General features: G+C 55.7%; 17 protein-coding genes. 10 read left to right on the top strand and 7 right to left on the bottom strand.

The genetic code is table 11. The annotated features are described in order from the left end of the window. The first annotated feature begins 3 nt into the window (after nucleotides 1-3). The 7 genes from nusA to ACYVG7_RS07540 all read left to right on the top strand — a co-directional run bounded on the left by nusA (nucleotide 4) and on the right by ACYVG7_RS07540 (nucleotide 10,218). Nucleotides 4-1,503: a transcription termination factor NusA gene (gene nusA / locus ACYVG7_RS07510; RefSeq protein ID WP_460882564.1), complete on the top strand. Its 1,500-nt coding sequence runs from the start codon at nucleotides 4-6 to the stop codon at nucleotides 1,501-1,503. Nucleotides 1,504-1,520: 17 nt separating this feature from the next. Next, on the top strand, nucleotides 1,521-4,190 hold the full coding sequence (infB, locus tag ACYVG7_RS07515; RefSeq protein WP_460882565.1) for a translation initiation factor IF-2: 2,670 nt from the start codon (nucleotides 1,521-1,523) through the stop codon (nucleotides 4,188-4,190). A 48-nt stretch (nucleotides 4,191-4,238) separates the two neighbouring features. Then, nucleotides 4,239-4,664 (top strand): 30S ribosome-binding factor RbfA, encoded by a 426-nt coding sequence (gene rbfA / locus ACYVG7_RS07520; protein WP_460882566.1) that lies wholly within the window; start codon nucleotides 4,239-4,241, stop codon nucleotides 4,662-4,664. Between the two features lie 2 nt (nucleotides 4,665-4,666). Further along, nucleotides 4,667-5,629: a tRNA pseudouridine(55) synthase TruB gene (truB, locus tag ACYVG7_RS07525; protein ID WP_460882567.1), complete on the top strand. Its 963-nt coding sequence runs from the start codon at nucleotides 4,667-4,669 to the stop codon at nucleotides 5,627-5,629. A gap of 105 nt (nucleotides 5,630-5,734) precedes the next feature. Beyond that, nucleotides 5,735-6,004 carry a 30S ribosomal protein S15 gene (gene rpsO / locus ACYVG7_RS07530; RefSeq protein WP_460882568.1) on the top strand — a complete coding sequence of 90 codons (270 nt, stop codon included), beginning with the start codon at nucleotides 5,735-5,737 and terminating at the stop codon, nucleotides 6,002-6,004. A gap of 260 nt (nucleotides 6,005-6,264) precedes the next feature. Next, complete coding sequence (gene pnp / locus ACYVG7_RS07535) at nucleotides 6,265-8,424, top strand: polyribonucleotide nucleotidyltransferase (protein ID WP_460882569.1); 2,160 nt, start codon at nucleotides 6,265-6,267, stop codon at nucleotides 8,422-8,424. Nucleotides 8,425-8,568: 144 nt separating this feature from the next. Further along, a complete protein-coding gene (locus tag ACYVG7_RS07540) occupies nucleotides 8,569-10,218 on the top strand; it encodes a trypsin-like serine protease (RefSeq protein WP_460882570.1) in 1,650 nt (549 codons plus the stop codon). 81 nt (nucleotides 10,219-10,299) lie between these two features. Here ACYVG7_RS07540 and ACYVG7_RS07545 read toward each other — a convergent pair whose 3' ends face one another. The 6 genes from ACYVG7_RS07545 to trhP form a co-directional block, all read right to left on the bottom strand. Further along, complete coding sequence (locus ACYVG7_RS07545) at nucleotides 10,300-11,760, bottom strand: amino acid permease (RefSeq protein WP_460882571.1); 1,461 nt, start codon at nucleotides 11,758-11,760, stop codon at nucleotides 10,300-10,302. A 227-nt stretch (nucleotides 11,761-11,987) separates the two neighbouring features. Continuing rightward, complete coding sequence (gene suhB / locus ACYVG7_RS07550; protein WP_460882572.1) at nucleotides 11,988-12,791, bottom strand: inositol-1-monophosphatase; 804 nt, start codon at nucleotides 12,789-12,791, stop codon at nucleotides 11,988-11,990. Between the two features lie 122 nt (nucleotides 12,792-12,913). After that, a complete protein-coding gene (locus tag ACYVG7_RS07555) occupies nucleotides 12,914-13,270 on the bottom strand; it encodes a DsrE/DsrF/TusD sulfur relay family protein (protein ID WP_460882573.1) in 357 nt (118 codons plus the stop codon). Between the two features lie 62 nt (nucleotides 13,271-13,332). Further along, complete coding sequence (locus ACYVG7_RS07560) at nucleotides 13,333-13,575, bottom strand: GrxA family glutaredoxin (protein WP_460882574.1); 243 nt, start codon at nucleotides 13,573-13,575, stop codon at nucleotides 13,333-13,335. 212 nt (nucleotides 13,576-13,787) lie between these two features. After that, the gene (locus tag ACYVG7_RS07565; protein WP_460882575.1) at nucleotides 13,788-14,036 is read right to left on the bottom strand and encodes a YfhL family 4Fe-4S dicluster ferredoxin; all 249 of its coding nucleotides are present in this window, start codon (nucleotides 14,034-14,036) and stop codon (nucleotides 13,788-13,790) included. 2 nt (nucleotides 14,037-14,038) lie between these two features. Beyond that, entirely contained in the window at nucleotides 14,039-15,409 is a 1,371-nt protein-coding gene (trhP, locus tag ACYVG7_RS07570; RefSeq protein WP_460882576.1) for a prephenate-dependent tRNA uridine(34) hydroxylase TrhP, read from the bottom strand. A gap of 809 nt (nucleotides 15,410-16,218) precedes the next feature. On the opposite strand from trhP, the gene ACYVG7_RS07575 reads away from it, so the two are divergent. From ACYVG7_RS07575 to ACYVG7_RS07585, 3 genes are all read left to right on the top strand, one after another. Continuing rightward, entirely contained in the window at nucleotides 16,219-16,743 is a 525-nt protein-coding gene (locus ACYVG7_RS07575; RefSeq protein WP_460882577.1) for a hypothetical protein, read from the top strand. 119 nt (nucleotides 16,744-16,862) lie between these two features. Next, complete coding sequence (locus tag ACYVG7_RS07580; RefSeq protein ID WP_460882578.1) at nucleotides 16,863-17,315, top strand: DUF6795 domain-containing protein; 453 nt, start codon at nucleotides 16,863-16,865, stop codon at nucleotides 17,313-17,315. A 93-nt stretch (nucleotides 17,316-17,408) separates the two neighbouring features. Continuing rightward, on the top strand, nucleotides 17,409-17,756 hold the full coding sequence (locus tag ACYVG7_RS07585; RefSeq protein ID WP_460882579.1) for a hypothetical protein: 348 nt from the start codon (nucleotides 17,409-17,411) through the stop codon (nucleotides 17,754-17,756). A 167-nt stretch (nucleotides 17,757-17,923) separates the two neighbouring features. On the opposite strand, the gene ACYVG7_RS07590 is transcribed toward ACYVG7_RS07585, so the two are convergent. Beyond that, a complete protein-coding gene (locus tag ACYVG7_RS07590) occupies nucleotides 17,924-18,238 on the bottom strand; it encodes a type II toxin-antitoxin system RelE/ParE family toxin (protein WP_460882581.1) in 315 nt (104 codons plus the stop codon). Between the last annotated feature and the right edge of the window lie 50 nt (nucleotides 18,239-18,288).

An 18,288-nucleotide genomic window follows, 5' to 3' on the forward strand; every position in this document is an offset into this window, starting at 1 on the left:
GAGATGAATAAAGAGATTTTGGCAGTTGTAGAAGCGGTTTCTAACGAAAAAGCCGTGCCCCGTGAGAAGATCTTCCAGGCTTTGGAAACGGCACTGGCAACTGCAACGAAGAAAAAATATGAAGGCGATATCGAGGTTCGAGTCAGCATCGATCGCAAGACCGGTGACTATATAACCTATCGCCGTTGGCAGGTTGTTGATGCTCAAGGTCAGCTAGAGAATCCCTATCGTGAGATTACCTTCGATGCCGCGCGTGTCGAAGAGCCGGAAATCCAGTTGGGTGAGTACATCGAAGACGAGATCGACTCAGTTACCTTCGACCGTATTACCACTCAGACCGCCAAACAAGTAATTGTGCAAAAGGTCCGTGAAGCTGAACGTGCGCAAGTGGTCGAACAGTTCAAGGATCTGGAAGGCTCCATTATTACCGCGGTGGTGAAGAAGCAGAATCGTGACAACGTGATTCTGGATCTGGGGAACAACGCCGAAGGCGTCTTGTATCGTGAAGATATGCTGCCCCGCGAATCCTTCCGTCCGGGTGACCGGGTGCGTGGTTTGCTGGCGGCGGTACGTCCAGAGGCTCGCGGTTCCCAACTGTTTATCAGCCGGGCCAACCCTGATTTCCTCATCGAGCTGTTCCGTATCGAAGTACCTGAAATCGGTGAAGAAGTGATCGATGTCAAGGGTGCTGCCCGTGATCCGGGTTCCCGGGCCAAGATTGCGGTCAAGACCAATGATCGCCGTATCGATCCGATTGGAGCTTGCGTGGGTATGCGCGGTGCTCGTGTTCAGGCTATATCCAGTGAATTGGGTGGCGAGCGCATCGATATCGTGCTGTGGGATGATAATCCTGCCCAGTACGTGATCAATGCCATGGCGCCGGCCGACGTGGCTTCCATCATCGTGGATGAAGATAACCACACCATGGATATCGCGGTCATCTCCAGCAACCTGGCGCAAGCCATCGGTCGCAATGGTCAAAACGTCCGCCTGGCTTCTCAACTCACCGGTTGGGAACTGAACGTCATGACTGTGGAAGACATGCAAGCCAAGCATCAAGCGGAAAAGGATCGCATCCTGAACCTGTTTACTCAGGCGCTGGACATTGATGATGAGTTTGCTGAAGTGCTGATCGACGAAGGTTTCTCGACCATCGAAGAAATTGCTTATGTACCTCTGAATGAGCTGCTCTCCATCGATGGTTTTGATGAAGGTACAGTTGAAGAGTTACGAGGCCGCGCTAAGCAAGCACTCAGTACTCGCGCTCTGGCCAAAGAAGAGTCCTTCGAAGGCGTTGAACCGGCAGAAGACCTGCTGGGGCTCAAAGGTATCGGTCGTGAAATGGCCTATATGCTGGCGGCTCGCGGGATCGGGACTCTCGAAGACCTGGCTGAGCAAGGAATTGACGATCTGATGGGGATCGACGGTATGACCGAAGAGAAAGCGGGCCAACTCATCATGGCTGCTCGCAATATCTGCTGGTTCGGTGAGCAGGCCGAATAAAGCTGCGGAGGTAATGAATGTCAGAAGTATCCGTAACACAACTGGCCACCGACATTGACACATCGGTTGAGCGTCTTCTTCAGCAGTTTACTGATGCAGGGATCCGCAAGTCTGTCGATGAAATGGTCAGCGAAGATGAAAAGCAAGCTCTGCTTGCTCATCTGAAGAAGCAACATGGCGGCAGCGATGACGCTGAACCCAAACGTATGACGTTGCAACGCAAGACGAAAAGTACCTTGAGTGTTCAAGGTGCAGGTGGTAAGAACAAGTCCGTACAAGTAGAAGTACGTAAATCTCGTACCTATGTCCGTCGTTCTGCTGCCGATGAAGAACTCAAAGCAGCCGAAGAGTTAGCTCAGCGCGAAGCTGAAGCCGCTCGTAAGGCCGCAGAGGCCAGCGTCTTGGCTGAAGCTAAAGCCAAGGCAGAAGCAGAAGCGAAGGCTAAAGCCGAGGCGAAAGCCAAAGTTGACGCGGATGCCAAGGACAAGGCACGCAAGGCGGCGCACAGTAATGAAACTGACGCCGAGAGAAAGGCTCGCCAAGAGGCAGAAGAGATGGCCAAGCGTGAAGCAGAGGCATTGAAACGTCAGCAAGAGCAGGAAGTCCTCCGCAAGGTTGAGGAAGAGACTGCTCGTATCGCTGAAGAGGCCAAACGCCTGGCCGAAGAAAATAGTGCTCGTTGGGCAGAAGAAGAAGCAGCACGTCGTAAAGCCGAAGAGCAAGACGACGATGCGGCAACCACTTCTACTTTTGTCAAAGAAGCCGAAGCGCAGCGTGAACGCGAGGAAGAAGCCCGTAATCGTCGCCGTGGTGTGGTCAAGAAGACCAAGAGCCGTGAGGACGATGCTCGCGAAGAGCGCAACTCCCGTCAGCGCAAAGGCAAGCGTAGCAAGAGCTCTATTCAGCATGGCTTCAACAAGCCGGTGCAACCTGTGACCCGTGATGTGGTGATCGGTGAGACTGTCACCGTTGGCGAATTGGCGGCCAAGATGGCGGTCAAGGGTGTCGAAGTCATCAAGGTGATGATGAAGATGGGTGCCATGGCGACCATCAATCAGGTCATCGATCAGGAAACCGCGCAACTGGTTGCCGAAGAGATGGGCCACAAGGTTATCCTGCGTCGTGAAAACGAGCTGGAAGAAGCCGTGATGCAAGACCGTGACTCCACCGCCAAGGCGGAAGGTCGTGCCCCGGTTGTGACCATCATGGGTCACGTTGACCATGGTAAGACCTCTCTGCTTGACTACATTCGTAAGGCCAAAGTGGCCGCGGGTGAAGCTGGTGGTATTACCCAGCATATCGGTGCTTACCATGTTGAAACCGACAATGGCATGATCACCTTCCTGGATACTCCGGGCCACGCCGCGTTTACCGCCATGCGTGCTCGGGGCGCCAAGGCGACCGATATCGTGGTACTGGTTGTTGCAGCGGACGATGGCGTCATGCCGCAAACCATTGAAGCCATCCAGCATGCCACCGCCGGTAATGTGCCGTTGGTGGTTGCCGTGACCAAGGTCGACAAACCGACTGCCGAGCCCATGCGTGTCATGACCGAATTGACCCGTTATGGCGTTGTCGCTGAAGATCTGGGCGGTGAGCATCAGTTCGTTAAGGTATCGGCCAAGACCGGCGAAGGGATCGACGATCTGCTGAATGCCATCCTGCTGCAATCTGAAGTTCTCGAACTGAGTGCGGTCCGTGATGCCATGGCTAGCGGCGTGGTGATCGAGTCCCGTCTGGATAAGGGTCGTGGTCCGGTTGCTACCGTCCTGGTTCAGGAAGGTACTTTGCGTCAGGGCGACATAGTTCTGTGTGGTTTCGAATACGGTCGTGTTCGTGCCATGCGTGATGAATTGGGTCGTGACGTCAAGGAAGCGGGTCCTTCCATTCCGGTGGAAATCCTCGGTCTGTCAGGCGTGCCTGCTGCCGGTGATGAAGCGACCGTCGTCCGTGACGAGAAGAAAGCCCGTGAAGTGGCGCTGTATCGTCAAGGCAAGTTCCGTGACGTCAAACTGGCGCGTCAGCAGAAGGCCAAACTGGAAAACATGTTCTCCAGCTTGGGCGAAGGCGAAGTCTCCGAGCTCAACGTGGTCCTCAAGGCCGACGTACAGGGTTCGACCGAAGCTATCTGTGACTCCTTGCTCAAGTTGTCTACCGATGAAGTCAAGGTCAAGATTATCGGCTCCGGGGTCGGTGGTATCACCGAAACTGACGCCAGCCTGGCAGCCGCCTCCAACGCTATCATCCTCGGCTTCAACGTGCGTGCCGATGCATCTGCTCGTCGCGTCATCGATTCCGAGAGCATTGACCTGCGTTACTACTCCGTCATCTATGATTTGATTGACGAAGTGAAGCAGGCGATGAGCGGTATGTTGGCTCCGGAATTCAAGCAACAGATCATCGGTCTGGCTGAAGTCCGTGATGTCTTCAAGTCACCGAAGTTTGGTGCTGTCGCCGGTTGTATGGTCACCGAAGGTACCGTCAAGCGTAACAGCCCGATCCGGGTGTTGCGTGACAACGTGGTCATCTATGAAGGCGAGCTGGAATCCCTGCGTCGCTTCAAGGATGACGTTGCCGAAGTCAAGAATGGTTACGAGTGTGGTATTGCGGTCAAGAACTACAATGACGTGCGCACTGGCGACCAGATTGAAGTTTACGAAATTGTCGAGATCCAGCGTACGCTGTAATCTCCACGAGGGGGGCGTTACGCCCCCTTTTTAGTTCAGGAGCCTTGAATGGCAAAAGAATTCAGTCGTGCCAGCCGTGTTGCCCAGCAGTTGCAACGCGAAGTGGCGATGATTTTACAACGTGAGGTCAAAGACCCGCGTATCGGTATGGTGACGGTCTCGGATGTGGAAGTGTCCGGTGATTTGCAGCATGCCAAGGTGTTCGTGACGTTCCTCAACTATGCCGGGCAGAATGAAGAACTGAGTGAAGCCGAGCGTATTGAAACCGGCTTGAAGGGCTTGACGGAAGCCTCGGGCTATATTCGTATTCTGCTGGGTAAAGCCATGCAGTTGCGCGTGGTGCCAGAATTGCGGTTTGCTTACGATAGAACATTGGTTGAAGGCATGCGGATCTCCAACCTGGTCAGTAACACGATTCGTGAAGACGAACAGCGCATGCACGCTGAAGGTCAGAACGAGGAGGCAAAAGACTAAAGATGTCTCGACGACGTCGCTTTAAAGGCCGTGACGTTCACGGCATCCTGTTGCTGGCCAAGCCCAGCGGCATTACGTCCAACGACGCACTCCAGCAGGTCAAGCGTATCTACAATGCCGCCAAGGCGGGCCACACGGGTGCACTCGACCCCTTGGCCACGGGTATGTTACCGATCTGTCTGGGCGAGGCGACCAAGTTTTCCCAATTCCTGCTGGATGCCGATAAACGGTATCAAGTGACGGCCAAACTGGGTGAACGGACCAATACCAGCGATGCCGATGGCACCATCATCAGCACACGCCCCCTGACCTTCACCGAGCCGCAATTGCAGCAGGCACTGATGAGTTTCCGGGGTGGTAGCCTGCAGGTTCCATCCATGTTCTCGGCGTTGAAGCATCAGGGCAAACCGCTGTATGAATATGCGCGCGAAGGCATCGAGATTGAACGCGAGGCGCGTCCTATCACCGTCTACGAGCTGAATGTGCTGGAGTTTAGCGGTGACAAGCTGGTGCTGGATATTCATTGCTCCAAGGGAACTTACATCCGCACCATCATCGATGATCTCGGTGAGATGTTAGGCTGTGGCGCCCATGTCACTCAGCTGCATCGCAGCCAGGTGGCGAGCTATCCGGCCGAGCGCATGCTGACCATCGAGCAGTTGCAGGCGATTTTCGAGCGCTGCAAGGCCGAAGGCCGTCCGCCGCGGGAAGAGCTGGATCCCTTGCTGCTGCCCATGGATACCGCAGTCGATAGCCTGCCGGAGGTCAATATGTCGGCGGTGGTGGCCAGCTATGTGACCCAGGGCCAAGCGGTTCAGGTGGCTCAGGTCCCGGCTAGCGGCTTTGTCCGCATGACGGTGGGCGATGAACGGGAATTTATCGGTGTCGGTGAAATCGATGACGATGGCAAGGTGGCACCTCGTCGCCTGGTGCGCATCGGCAGCGACGAAAGCGACGACGAATAGACACGCAAAACTTGCGACCCGGGGGCGGCTATGACAGAATACCGCGTCCCATTTTCCCGCTGAATTAGTGATCGGCGGGAAATCACATTAAGCTGGAGAATCACTATGTCACTAAATGCAGAAATCAAAGCACAAATCGTCGCCGACAACGCTCGTGGTACCAATGACACTGGCTCACCAGAAGTCCAAGTGGCTCTGTTGACCGCTTCAATCAACCACCTGCAAGGTCACTTCGAAGTGCACAGCAAGGATCACCACGGTCGCCGTGGCCTGCTGCGTATGGTTTCCCAACGTCGTAAGTTGCTGGACTACCTGAAGCGTAAAGACGCTGCTCGTTATCAAGCTCTGATCCAGAAGCTGGGTCTGCGTCGTTAATTCGTCGCAACGTCGTAAGCAACTGCACGGTGTTGATTACCGAACAGTTTTAAAGAAGGAGGCCTCGGCCTCCTTTTTGTTTTCTCGATTTTGCTTGCCAATCCCGCCGATCCCTGGCCTTTCAATGTTGTCGTGTGACTCCAATGCGGGATCTCGGTCGCGGTCACAAAAAAGAAGCGCTTGCTCTTGCTTACCTTTAGTGGCTGATCGGATATAATCATGCGCGAAATTAGCGACCTAAACAGATAAAGGAAATTCACGTGAATCCTATTGTAAAAACCTTCCAATACGGTCAACACACCGTCACCCTGGAAACGGGCGTTATGGCGCGTCAAGCCACCGGTGCCGTCATGGCCAGCATGGACGACACTGCCGTGTTCGTCACCGTCGTCGGTAAAAAAGAGGCGACTCCGGGTCGTGATTTCTTCCCGCTGACCGTCAACTATCAAGAGCGGACTTACGCTGCCGGCCGTATCCCCGGTGGTTTCTTCAAGCGTGAAGGCCGTCCGAGCGAGTCAGAAACTCTGATCTCCCGTCTGATTGACCGCCCGATCCGCCCGCTGTTCCCGGAAGGTTTCCTCAATGAAGTTCAGGTGATTGCCACCGTGGTCTCTGCCAACCCGCAGGTTCCGACCGACATCATCGCCATTCTGGGTGCTTCGGCCGCACTGGCTATCTCCGGTATTCCGTTCAACGGCCCGATCGGTGCTGCGCGTGTCGGTTACATCAATGGCCAGTACGTACTGAACCCGACCAACAGCGAAACCAAGCACAGCGATCTGGACCTGGTCGTTGCCGGTACCGAAGCCGCTGTACTGATGGTGGAATCCGAAGCCAAGATCCTGTCTGAAGAAACCATGCTGGGTGCCGTCGTTTACGGTCACGAGCAGATGCAGACCGCCATTCAGGCGATCAACGAATTCGCCGCTGAAGTCGGCACCAAGGCATGGGATTGGCAAGCTCCGGCTGTCAACACTGTGCTCAAGGACAAGATTGCCGCTCTGGCCACTGCCGAGCTGGGCGAAGCCTACCGCATCACCGAGAAGGCTGTGCGTTATGAAGCCATCGCTGCCCTGAAGCAAAAAGTGGTTGAGCAGATCGTTGCAGAAGATGCGACTCAGGATGCCAAGCTGGTCGGCGAGATGTTCCATGCCCTGGAAAGCGACATAGTGCGTGGCCGCGTCCTGCGTGGCGAACCGCGTATCGATGGCCGTGATCCGCAAATGGTCCGTGCCCTGTCCATGGGTACCGGCCTGCTGCCGCGTGTCCACGGTTCTTCCCTGTTCACCCGCGGTGAAACTCAAGCGCTGGTCGCCTGTACTCTGGGCACCGAGCGTGATGCGCAAAACCTGGACGAGCTGGCCGGTGAGCGCACCGACCGCTTCATGCTGCATTACAACTTCCCACCGTATTGCGTGGGTGAGACTGGCATGGTCGGTTCACCGAAGCGTCGTGAAATCGGCCACGGCCGTCTGGCCAAGCGCGGTGTGCTGGCTGTTATGCCGAGCCCGGAGCAGTTCCCATATACCGTCCGCATCGTCTCTGAAATCACCGAGTCGAACGGTTCTTCCTCCATGGCTTCCGTCTGTGGCTCTTCACTGGCGCTGATGGATGCTGGCGTACCGATCAAGGCCTCTGTCGCCGGTATCGCTATGGGTCTGGTCAAGGAAGGCGACAGCTTTGTCGTCCTGTCCGACATTCTGGGTGATGAAGATCACCTGGGCGACATGGACTTCAAGGTAGCTGGTACCACCGAAGGCGTGACTGCGCTGCAGATGGACATCAAGATCGAAGGCATCACCAAGGAGATCATGCAGATCGCCCTGAAGCAAGCTCGCGATGCTCGTTTGCACATCCTGAAGGTGATGGATGAGGCGATTGCTGCTCCGCGTGCCGATATCTCCGATTTCGCACCGCGCATCCACGTCATCAAGATCAACCCTGAGAAGATCAAGGACGTCATCGGTAAGGGCGGCTCCGTGATCCGTGCTCTGACCGAAGAAACCGGCACCACCATCGAGCTGGATGATGATGGTACCGTCAAGATTGCTGCCGTGGATGGCGAAGCCGCCAAGGAAGCGATCCGTCGTATCGAAGCGCTGACCGCGGAAGTGGAAGTGGGTCGCATCTACGAAGGTAAGGTCGCCCGTCTGGCGGACTTCGGTGCCTTCGTGAACATTCTGCCGGGTAAGGATGGTCTGGTGCACATTTCCCAGATCACCGATGAGCGCGTGAAGGATGTGTCCGATCACCTGAAGCTGGGCGATATCGTCCGTGCCAAGGTTCTGGAAGTGGATCGTCAAGGCCGTGTCCGTCTGTCCATCAAGGAAGCGATCCGTGATGAACAGGGCGAACCTGCACCCGTTGCCGACGTAGAAGCTCCGGCTGCCGAGACTGCCGTTGAACCAACCCAGGAATAAGCACTGCTTGTTCTGGTACAAAAACCCGCCAATTGGCGGGTTTTTTTATAATTATTTACACAGGGGCTACCTGAATTTACCGGTCGATTCCGAGTAGAGTAACCCGAGTGAGCCGGACCGCTCCCGGGTCTGGTATTTTTCCTGATGATTGAGAGCAAGGATCTGATCGTGATGAAACAGTGGATGTGGGTAGGGCTGGCCCTACTCGGAAGTACCAGCGCTCAGGCGGCCGAAACCCGGATCATTGGCGGCGACAACGCCACCCAGGGTGCCTGGCCCTGGATCGTGAGTCTGGAATATGCAGCCTCGACCGGTACGCCTTATGATGCCCACTTTTGTGGTGGCAGCCTGATTGCCAGTCAGTGGGTATTGACCGCGGCCCATTGTGTCGAGGATGCCACGCCTGCGGATCTGCTGGTGCGCGTCGGTGGTTATGATTTGAGTAGCACCGGCACGGCAGGTACGGCGGCCTCGGTGGATCGTATTCTGGTGCACCCGGAGTACAACGGCGAGAGCTACGATCAGGATCTGGCGCTGCTGCATCTGAGCTCTGCGGTCGCTATCGATCCTCTGGCCTCGATTGGTTATAGCGCCATGGCCAGTTTGGCGGCCGGTAGCTCCTTGACGGTGATGGGGTGGGGGGCAACCCGGGAGACCATTCCTTATAACTACCCGGAAGTTCTGCAGCAGGTCGCGATACCGCTGCTCTCCGATGCCAGTTGCAGTGCCGCCTATAGTGGCGACATTACCGAGAATATGCTCTGCGCCGGTGAGATGAGCGGTGGCAAGGATAGCTGCTACGGCGACTCGGGAGGTCCCTTGATCCTGGGCACTTCCAGCAGTACAGCCGTGCAGGTGGGGATTGTCAGTTGGGGCAATGGTTGCGGACTGGCTAATTTCCCGGGTGTGTACACCCGCCTGGCCAATTACAGCGCCTGGCTCAGTCAGCATCAATCTCATCTGTCCATGGATACCTATACCGAGCTGGGCTATGTGCCGGTGGGTTATACCGTCACCGGTTCTATTCCCGTGCAGAACAATGGCGAGAGTCCGGCCTCCCTGACTTCTCTGCTGCTGGATACCGGTTCGGGCTTTAGCCTCGGAACTCATAGCTGTGCGGATGTGGCGACAGGTGGCGAGTGCAGCGTTGCGGTGATTTTTGCCAATCAGACCGCTGGTGACTACAGCGAGCTGCTGAGCGCGACCGACTCCAGCTCCGGCACCGTGATGGAGAATAAACTCAGCGCGACCGTGCTGCCGGTGGTGACCTTCAGCAATGCCATTACCAGCAGCTCCCTGGTGTGGTACAGCGGTGGTGATAGCGCCTGGCAGGATGGCGTCAGCGTCAATAACCGACTGCCGCTCGTGGCGGGGAAAGGCGGCAACAACTCGGTATCGGTGCTGCAAACCACGGTGACCGGGCCTGCGACCGTCAGCTTCGAATGGAGTGTGGTCAGCGGCAACAGCAACTCGGTGCTGACCCATTCTCTGGATGGAGTCGAACAGGCGACCACCTCCAGCAGCAGTTGGCAGAGCTCTTCGGTCACTGTCGCGGCGGGTACTCATCTGCTGGAGTGGCGTTTGACCAAGAACGATAGCGCGCCCTATAGCGCGGAAGCACGGCTGGCAACCCTGACGGTGACTGCTACCGGTAATGATGATTCGGGGGATGACGATACCGATGATTCTACCGGCGGTGATAGCTCGACCGATTCCGGCTCCTCGGGCGGTGGTAGCCTCGGCGGGCTCTGGAGCCTGGTGCTGCTCGGTCTGTATTGGACACGCCGTCGCTAAAGCAGTCGTTGCTAAACCAGTAGTGCGTGCATAAAAAAACCGAAGCCTGGGCTTCGGTTTTTTTATGGATTGCAACAGCGGTTAATCCCGTTGCGGAAAGGTCATCTCTTCCAGACGCACGACCCGGGTCTTGTGCTTGAGCTTATAGCCCAGCCACAACAGGAAGAACAGCGGGATACCGAGGTAAGCGGCGGCGACCCCGTTCCAGTCGATGCTGCCACTGCTAAAGCCCTGATAGCCCTGACCCAGCGCAATCAGCAGACACAAGGCGAAGGCCAGCAACGGGCCAAACGGGAAGAACATAGAGACATACGGCAGCTCTTGCAGTGTGCCGCCCTGGCGCAAAAAGCCTCGACGGAAGCGGTAATGGCTGACGGCGATGCCGAGCCAGGCAATGAAGCCGCTCATCCCCGAGGCGCTCATCAACCACAGGTAGACGGTTTGATCGCCAAACAGCGAGGTCAAAAAGCAGGACATGGCGATGACGGTGGTGGCATACAGGGCGTTGCGCGGCACGCCGTTGCGGGAGAGCTTGCCAAAGAATTTGGGCGCCATACCGCTGCGGGCCATGGTGTAGAGCATACGGGTCGAGGCATACATGCCGGAGTTACCCGCCGACAGGATCGCCGAGAGGATCACCGCATTCATCACCGCCGCCGCAAAGGCCAGACCGGCGCGCTCAAAGACCAGGGTGAAGGGGCTGGCGCCGACATCGGTGACGTCGTTGCGCAGCAGCAGAGGATCGGTATAGGGGATCAGAATGCCGATGATCAGGATGGCGAACACGTAAAACAGCAGGATGCGCCAGAACACCTGACGAATGGCGCGAGGAATGTTCTTGCCCGGCTCGGCCGATTCACCGGCGGCCACGCCGATGAGCTCGGTGCCCTGAAACGAGAACCCGGCGATCATCGCCACGCTGATGACGGCCGGGATCCCGCCGACAAACGGCGCTTCACCGGTGCTGAAGTTGGCGAAATCCGGCTGCATGCTGCCGTTCATGATGCCAAACACCATCAGCACGCCGATGGCGATAAAAATCAGCACCGTAATGACTTTGATCAGCGAGCACCAGAATTCGGCCTCACCGAACCCTTTCACCGAGAAGAAGTTCAGGCCGAAGATGATGCCGAGAAACAGCGCACTCCACAGAAAACCTGGGGTATCTGGAAACCAGAACTTCATGATGATACTGGCGGCGGCGAGCTCTACGGCCACGGTAATGGCCCAGTTGTACCAGTAGTTCCAGCCCTGGGCAAAGCCGAAGGCCGGATCGACAAAGTGGCTGCCATAGGTGGCAAAGGAGCCGGAAACCGGCATAAAGGCAGCGAGTTCGCCCAGACTGGTCATCAGGAAATAGACCATCAGGCCAATCAGGGCATAGGCCAGCAGGGCGCCGCCGGGTCCGGCTTGGGCGACTGTTGCGCCGGAGGCGACAAACAGGCCGGTGCCGATAGAGCCACCGATGGCGATCATCGACAGATGGCGGGATTTCAGGGTGCGACGTAACTGGCCGTCGGCGGTGGTGTCATGGGTCTGCATGGATAAAATCAACTCCAGCTATTGGTCGATTGAGCCACATCGGGCGCGAGCCCAAGATGGCGATAGACATAGTGAGGTACAGATGGGCTCGGCGACACTCGGGGGCGTCCTGCGGCGGTGTCGCGGCCGGTTCATCTGCCCAGAGCCCGATGCCAACACAGTGACATGGGGCTGAACAAAAAAGCCCGTCACCAGGACGGGCTCTCGATGGGTCGTGGCGGCACGGATTAGCGTGCCAGCGACTCCGGCAGATCTTCGCGGATCTTTTCCAGCAGGGACTTCACCACGCGCGGGTTACCGCACACGATGTTGCCGCTGGAGTAGAAGTTATGGCCACCGGCAAAGTCGGTGGTGATGGCACCGGCTTCACGGGCGATCAGCTCGCCTGCGGCCAGATCCCACGGCTTGAGGCCCAGCTCCCAGTAACCATCGACGCGACCTGCGGCCACGTAGACCAGATCCAGGCTGGCGGTACCGGCGCGGCGGATGTCGGCACAGGCATCAAAAATGCCGTTGAACATCTTCTTGTAGGCATCCAGGTGGTGGCGATGACGGTGCGGGAAGGAGGTAGCCAGGATGCAGCCATCCAGATCGCGAGATTGGCCAACCCGGATACGGTAGCCATTCAGCTGGGCGCCATTACCACGGCTGGAGGTGAACAGTTCGTCCCGGATAGGATCATACACGACGCCCACTTCGGTACGGCCCTTGATGCGCAGGGCGATAGAAACGGCGATGTGGGGGATACCCTTGACGAAATTGGTGGTGCCATCCAGCGGGTCAATGATCCATTGGTAATCGGAATCTTCCTTACCTTGAATGCCGAACTCTTCGCCGATCACGCAATGATCGGGATATGCCTTGAGCAGGGTGCGAACTATGGTTTGTTCCGCCTCACGATCCACATTGGTTACCAGATCGTTTTTTGCTTTTTCGGCGGTTTGGACGCTGACGTTATCGCCAAAGTTTTTGGCAATGATTTGACCAGCATTACGGGCCGCACGAACGGCAATGTTCAGCATTGGATGCATAAATTGACTCACCAGATGTTAAAGAACGGGATGGGGAAAATGCGCGGCGGGATTATACCCGCCGCTTATGACACAGGCAAACAACTTTCGTGATCCGACGCATGTTCTAGCGGCCGAGCTGACTAGAAGTTGATCACCTTGTCGGCTTCAACGGTCCAGCGCGCCAGCAGCGGCATGGTGCCGATCTCGATGCCTTCGACCAGCGGCAAGCCGCTGATCCCCCGGCTGTCGGTGCAGGTCTTGCACAGGCGCATCGGGACATGCTGGGCGCTGAGAATTTCCAGCATCTGCCGCAGGTTGTAGCCTTCGGTGGGGGCCTGGCCATTGAGCGCCACGGTCACGGCATCGGAGAGCAGGAACAGACGCAAGTCAACGCTGCACTCCTCTTGTTCTTTGAGTGCAATGGCCAGACGCAGGGCGTTGTACAGGCTCTCGCTCCCGTAGGGCGCGCCAGTACAGACGATGAGGATGTTTTGCATGGGATCTCCTGATAACGGCATAGCCGCTGCAGGCGCCAGGCGCAGCAGCGGCTCACGGATGGCTAGTTGCCCTGATTATTCACATAGGCGTAGAAGTCGGTATAGCCACCGATGTGGGTCGTGCCGACCAAGATCTGCGGCACTGTGCGCACTGGCTTGCCGACAATCTCATGCAGCTCGGCAATGCCCATGCCGCGGGCCTGGATATCGATGTACTCGAAGTCAAAACCCCGTTGCTCGCACAGGGTGACCGCCATGTCGCAGTAGGGACACTGGGGTTTGCCGTAAATCGTTACTTTTTCCATGATCTGCTCCTAAGAGCCAGCGCCCGGCTGGCTCATCCTGAAAATTGAAGTTCGCTCCCGCGAAGGGGCGTCAGGAGTCAGAACGAGCGCAGACCCGCCGTGAACCCATCCATGGGGGCTCGAGGGTAGCATCCCTGCCACCCACGGTCTGCTTTTCGTCCTCGACTCCAGCCGCTGTGATGCATCACAGCGGCTGGGGATCTAGCCCGAGATTAACCGCCATGCAGGGCGACGAACTTGTCCAGCAACTGGGTTTCGGTTTCCACATGATCAGGGTCCCAAATGATGCAGTCAATCGGGCAAACGCTGACACAGGTCTGATGGTCGTAAAAACCGACACACTCGGTGCAGAGATTGGGATCAATCTCGTACACCTTGGCACCCATGGTGATGGCCTGATTCGGACACTCAGGCTCACACATGTCACAGTTGATGCACTTGGCCGTAATCAGCAGCGCCATGCTTAACCTGCGGCTTGGGCATGGGGCTGACGGGTGCTCTCGCCGCCGTCAAAGTTGCGCAGCAGGATGCCGTAGTTCACATCCACCTCGGCCGGAACCGGCAGGTAGACGGTATGGCCATTGCCCGGGGCCACGTCGATCTGCTCGCCCTTGCGATTTTGCAGCTGCTCAAGCTGGAAGCTGATATTGCCCTGGGGCGTCATCAGCTCCAGGCTGTTGCCGAGCATGAACTTGTTCTTCACCTCGACCTCTACCAGTCCTTCGCTATTTCGGCCAGTGATCTCGCCGACAAACTGCTGGCTGTCGGAGACCGAGTAACCGTAGTCGTAGTTCTGGTATTCGTTGTGGGCATGACGGCGCAGGAAGCCTTCGGTGTAGCCACGGTGCGCCAGATTCTCCAGGGTCTTGAACAGATCCGGATTGAAGGGGCGACCGGCGACGGCATCATCGATGGCCTGACGGTAAATTTGCGCGGTACGGGCACAGTAATAGAAGGATTTGGTGCGGCCTTCGATTTTGAGCGAATGCACGCCCAGCTGGGTCAGGCGCTCCACGTGCTGGATAGCGCGCAGATCCTTGGAGTTCATGATGTAGGTGCCGTGTTCATCTTCGAACGCGGTCATGAACTCACCCGGGCGATTCTTCTCCTCGATCAGCACCAGCTGATCCGAGGGTTGGCCCAGACCCAGAGTCGGGGCGACTTGCACCGGGATTGGCTCCTGGCGATGGACGATCTGGCCGACGTCATCCAGCTTGCCCTCATGGACCTTGTATTCCCAACGGCAGGCGTTGGTGCAGGTGCCCTGGTTCGGGTCGCGCTTGTTCAGGTAGCCGGAGAGCAGGCAACGGCCGGAGTAGGCCATGCACAGGGCGCCGTGGACAAAGACTTCCAACTGGATGGTCGGGCAGTGCTGACGGATCTCTTCGATCTCGTCCAGGGAGAGCTCGCGCGACAGAATGACCCGCTCCAGCCCCTGCTGTTCCCAGAACTTGACCGTGGCCCAGTTCACCGCGTTGGCCTGCACCGACAAGTGCACTGGCATCTCCGGGAAGTGCTCGCGCACCATCATAATCAGGCCCGGATCGGACATGATGAGGGCGTCAGGGCCCATGTCGATCACCGGCTTCATATCACGGACGAAGGTCTTGAGCTTGGAGTTATGGGGCTGGATGTTGGCCACCACATACAACTTCTTGCCGAGGGCATGGGCTTCATTGATGCCCAGTTGCAGATTGTCGTGGTCAAATTCGTTGTTACGCACCCGCAGGCTGTAACGGGGTTGGCCAGCGTAGACGGCATCGGCGCCATAGGCGAACGCATAGCGCATGTTCTTCAGCGTTCCCGCTGGAGAAAGCAACTCGGGTCTGAACATAGTGTCTCTCTTAAGGTCTGATTTCAGGTCAGGAGGACCCCACCTGATGGGGTCGGCGGCGAATTGTAGCCTTGAGGGGGCGGGGGGCGCCAGCTTTTTGCCGACGCTGTCGGCACCGGGGCGCGGTGCCTGCCTCGCTGCAGTGTGCGGCCTCGGCTTCCGTCGCCATTTGCCCTGAGCGGAGGCATCCGCTCATCCTGAGACCCATCTATCCTTCGGCCTGAGTCTAATCGACCGCTAATCCTGAGCCTCATTCACCGTTCGTCCTGAGCCTGTCGAAGGGCGTCAATCTCGCGCTATCGGTTTGACCCGGTTCCGCCTTGCAGACGCTGGCGATCTGTTCACCTCCGGCGAACGGCGGTGGGCCAAGGGGGAAAAGGCCTCCCCCTTGGCAATCCCGGGCCCGGGCGTATGCCGACTGCCGGGAAGGCCCCGAGCTGCGGATTGCCCTTCACCGGCCGGGAGCCACACGCCATCCCTGGCGTGACGCTCCCTCTTACGGTCATCCTGACCGCGCACCGGCTCCATTCAACCCGCCACTCGGCCCGGCAGACGGCGCGGACACTGGCGTTGTGGCTTGAAACAGATATCGATCCGCTGGATTTAATAAATAAAAGTCAGATAAAGCTCATCTTTGCCAAACGAACCCATTCCACCGGTTAAACGATTGCGCTAGCCTAAGGACTCAAAAAGCGCAAGGTACCTGTCGTCACCCACAGGCCCGCAGCCAACCCGCATCGGCGCTGTGACAGCCGCAAGTCAGGGGCGGTAGCTAGGATGAACATACGGCATAAAACAGGATCATTCTGATGATGTACCGACAATGGTTGGCGGGTGGACTACTGGGGCTGCTGGCGGGCTGTACCACGAATTACTATCTGGTGGATGAGATGGCCGACCAACCGCTGCAGCACTATCCCGAGACTGTGGTGGTGCAGCCTTCGGCAGACGCCGAGGCAATGCAGATGTTGCAACAGGCCGCTCTATATCGGCGCGATTCACAGGCTGACGTCAGCCTTCATGACGCGAAGTTGCTGTACTACACGCGCTGTGGCAATCCACTGCTGGTGTCCGGTATGACACTAGGGCTGCTTCCGGTGTCGATCCCGGATAGCGTGCGACTGGTCTACACCCTCAACCATGGTGGACACACGCAAATCTACGCTCATGACATCTGGATGGAGAGTCGGACCTCGGTGTGGGAGTGGTTGTTCACCCCGTTTGTTGGCTCGGAAAGTGAAGTATGGGCGGAGGGGCTACAACGCTCCGTTCGTCAGGCGGTGCCCTGTGCCGATGTGATCTGTCCTGATCCGGTGAGCGGCCAGCAACAATGATAGAGCTTTAAGTATTTCGCAGGTACGAGTGACGGTTGGGTTGTGGTTGCTCAAGCAAACACTTCCATATACGTGATATTTTTTAAATACTAAATAATGACTCAAATGGATGCGTTGATGTGAATAAGTTAGTGCATTTTTTAATATTGCCTTTATTAGCTGGATGCGCGGTATTAAATATATATAGGTTAACTACCGATCTAACGGGGAAAGTTACTATTAATGGGAATCCTGTTTCCGGTGTGAAAGTGATGTTTAATGCTAATTCGCATTGGTTTGGTCGATGGGATGAGCATGTCATTATTACTGATGAGAATGGATTTTTTACGATACCTCATTGGACAAAAGTTAGCTCGATTACCTTGCCGCACCAGCCTGTCATTGATCAAGAGATAATATTTGAATACAAGGGGAGAAAGTATGATGGTTGGAGATATACCCGAATGAATTATTCAGAATCTGGAGATCCTGCTGATGGTGTCTTACTTGACTGTGAACTCACTTCCTCGGTTATATCTTATAGGGTTGATAACTATAATTCTGCTATAGGGGTCTGTGTTATTGAAAGATGAGCTCTGCACAGTTTATTTATTTTAATTGTGTGTAGTTGTATTTTTCGGTAACGGATTGATTAAATGCGGTTATGATTTAATGATGGATGTTTCATGTACAAATTAATCCTGTTTTTGTTTATGGTGTCGACTCTTTGTTTTATTGTTATAGGTGTTCTCACGTTGATTTATCTTTCGAAAATTGTTTCTGTACAAAATCATTTAAAAAGAGAGCACGTTAAAGTATGGACTGAGCTAGGTAGCCCACATCTCATATGGAACAATGGCATCTTATCAGGCCGCAGGTTTTTGAGGGTGATGAAAAACGGGGATCTAAAGGCATTAAATGATAGCAAATTAGATCAGCTTGTTGCGGATGTCCTTTTGATTAAAAAAGTATTATTTATATTGTATGTGGTCATGATAGCTGCATTTTCATATGCATCTTATCGGGCGCCTTAAGTATTCCTCAATGCTATTTGTCCATGTGTGCAAGTTAGATAAACGGAATCCCCATATGAATTAATAAAAATAAAGTTCTGGACTCGACGTGACTAACTATCATAGGATCAAAAAATAAGAGTGGATTAGAATTTATCGGTAATTGATTGAGTTGGCATCGAAATGAATTAATCCATTGATCTGTCTTTTAACACAAACTGCCTGAGTTCTCGTTCTTGTCGCATGATATAGATGATGAATACCTTGTCATTTTCATATTTGTAAAATATACGGCATGGGTTCTGGATCAGTTCCCGATAATACAGATGCTCAATTTCCGGTGGTTTCCGCCCAGACTCTGGGTGCACGGCTAGGCGTTCAACCGAAGTAAAAATTGCAGCCACCAAATTTTTAGCGGCGGGTAAGTTGCTGACCGCGATATATTCGGCAATTTGATTCAGATCGGCGAGCGCGGCGCTGTTCCCTTTACGTGTTGGGGCAATCTATACTTGCAGTAAGTTCGCTGGACTGAGGTGCCCGCTATGGATACCAA

This window comes from Pseudaeromonas pectinilytica, from assembly GCF_054780855.1.

Bases quoted from the DNA above. Each gene is read 5' to 3' on its own strand.
- nusA (WP_460882564.1), top strand. From the start codon at position 4: ATGAATAAAGAGATTTTGGCAGTTGTAGAAGCGGTTTCTAACGAAAAA.
- infB (WP_460882565.1), top strand. From the start codon at position 1,521: ATGTCAGAAGTATCCGTAACACAACTGGCCACCGACATTGACACATCG.
- rbfA (WP_460882566.1), top strand. From the start codon at position 4,239: ATGGCAAAAGAATTCAGTCGTGCCAGCCGTGTTGCCCAGCAGTTGCAA.
- truB (WP_460882567.1), top strand. From the start codon at position 4,667: ATGTCTCGACGACGTCGCTTTAAAGGCCGTGACGTTCACGGCATCCTG.
- rpsO (WP_460882568.1), top strand. From the start codon at position 5,735: ATGTCACTAAATGCAGAAATCAAAGCACAAATCGTCGCCGACAACGCT.
- ACYVG7_RS07540 (WP_460882570.1), top strand. From the start codon at position 8,569: ATGATTGAGAGCAAGGATCTGATCGTGATGAAACAGTGGATGTGGGTA.
- ACYVG7_RS07545 (WP_460882571.1), bottom strand. From the start codon at position 11,760: ATGCAGACCCATGACACCACCGCCGACGGCCAGTTACGTCGCACCCTG.
- suhB (WP_460882572.1), bottom strand. From the start codon at position 12,791: ATGCATCCAATGCTGAACATTGCCGTTCGTGCGGCCCGTAATGCTGGT.
- ACYVG7_RS07555 (WP_460882573.1), bottom strand. From the start codon at position 13,270: ATGCAAAACATCCTCATCGTCTGTACTGGCGCGCCCTACGGGAGCGAG.
- ACYVG7_RS07560 (WP_460882574.1), bottom strand. From the start codon at position 13,575: ATGGAAAAAGTAACGATTTACGGCAAACCCCAGTGTCCCTACTGCGAC.
- ACYVG7_RS07565 (WP_460882575.1), bottom strand. From the start codon at position 14,036: ATGGCGCTGCTGATTACGGCCAAGTGCATCAACTGTGACATGTGTGAG.
- trhP (WP_460882576.1), bottom strand. From the start codon at position 15,409: ATGTTCAGACCCGAGTTGCTTTCTCCAGCGGGAACGCTGAAGAACATG.
- ACYVG7_RS07575 (WP_460882577.1), top strand. From the start codon at position 16,219: ATGATGTACCGACAATGGTTGGCGGGTGGACTACTGGGGCTGCTGGCG.
- ACYVG7_RS07585 (WP_460882579.1), top strand. From the start codon at position 17,409: ATGTACAAATTAATCCTGTTTTTGTTTATGGTGTCGACTCTTTGTTTT.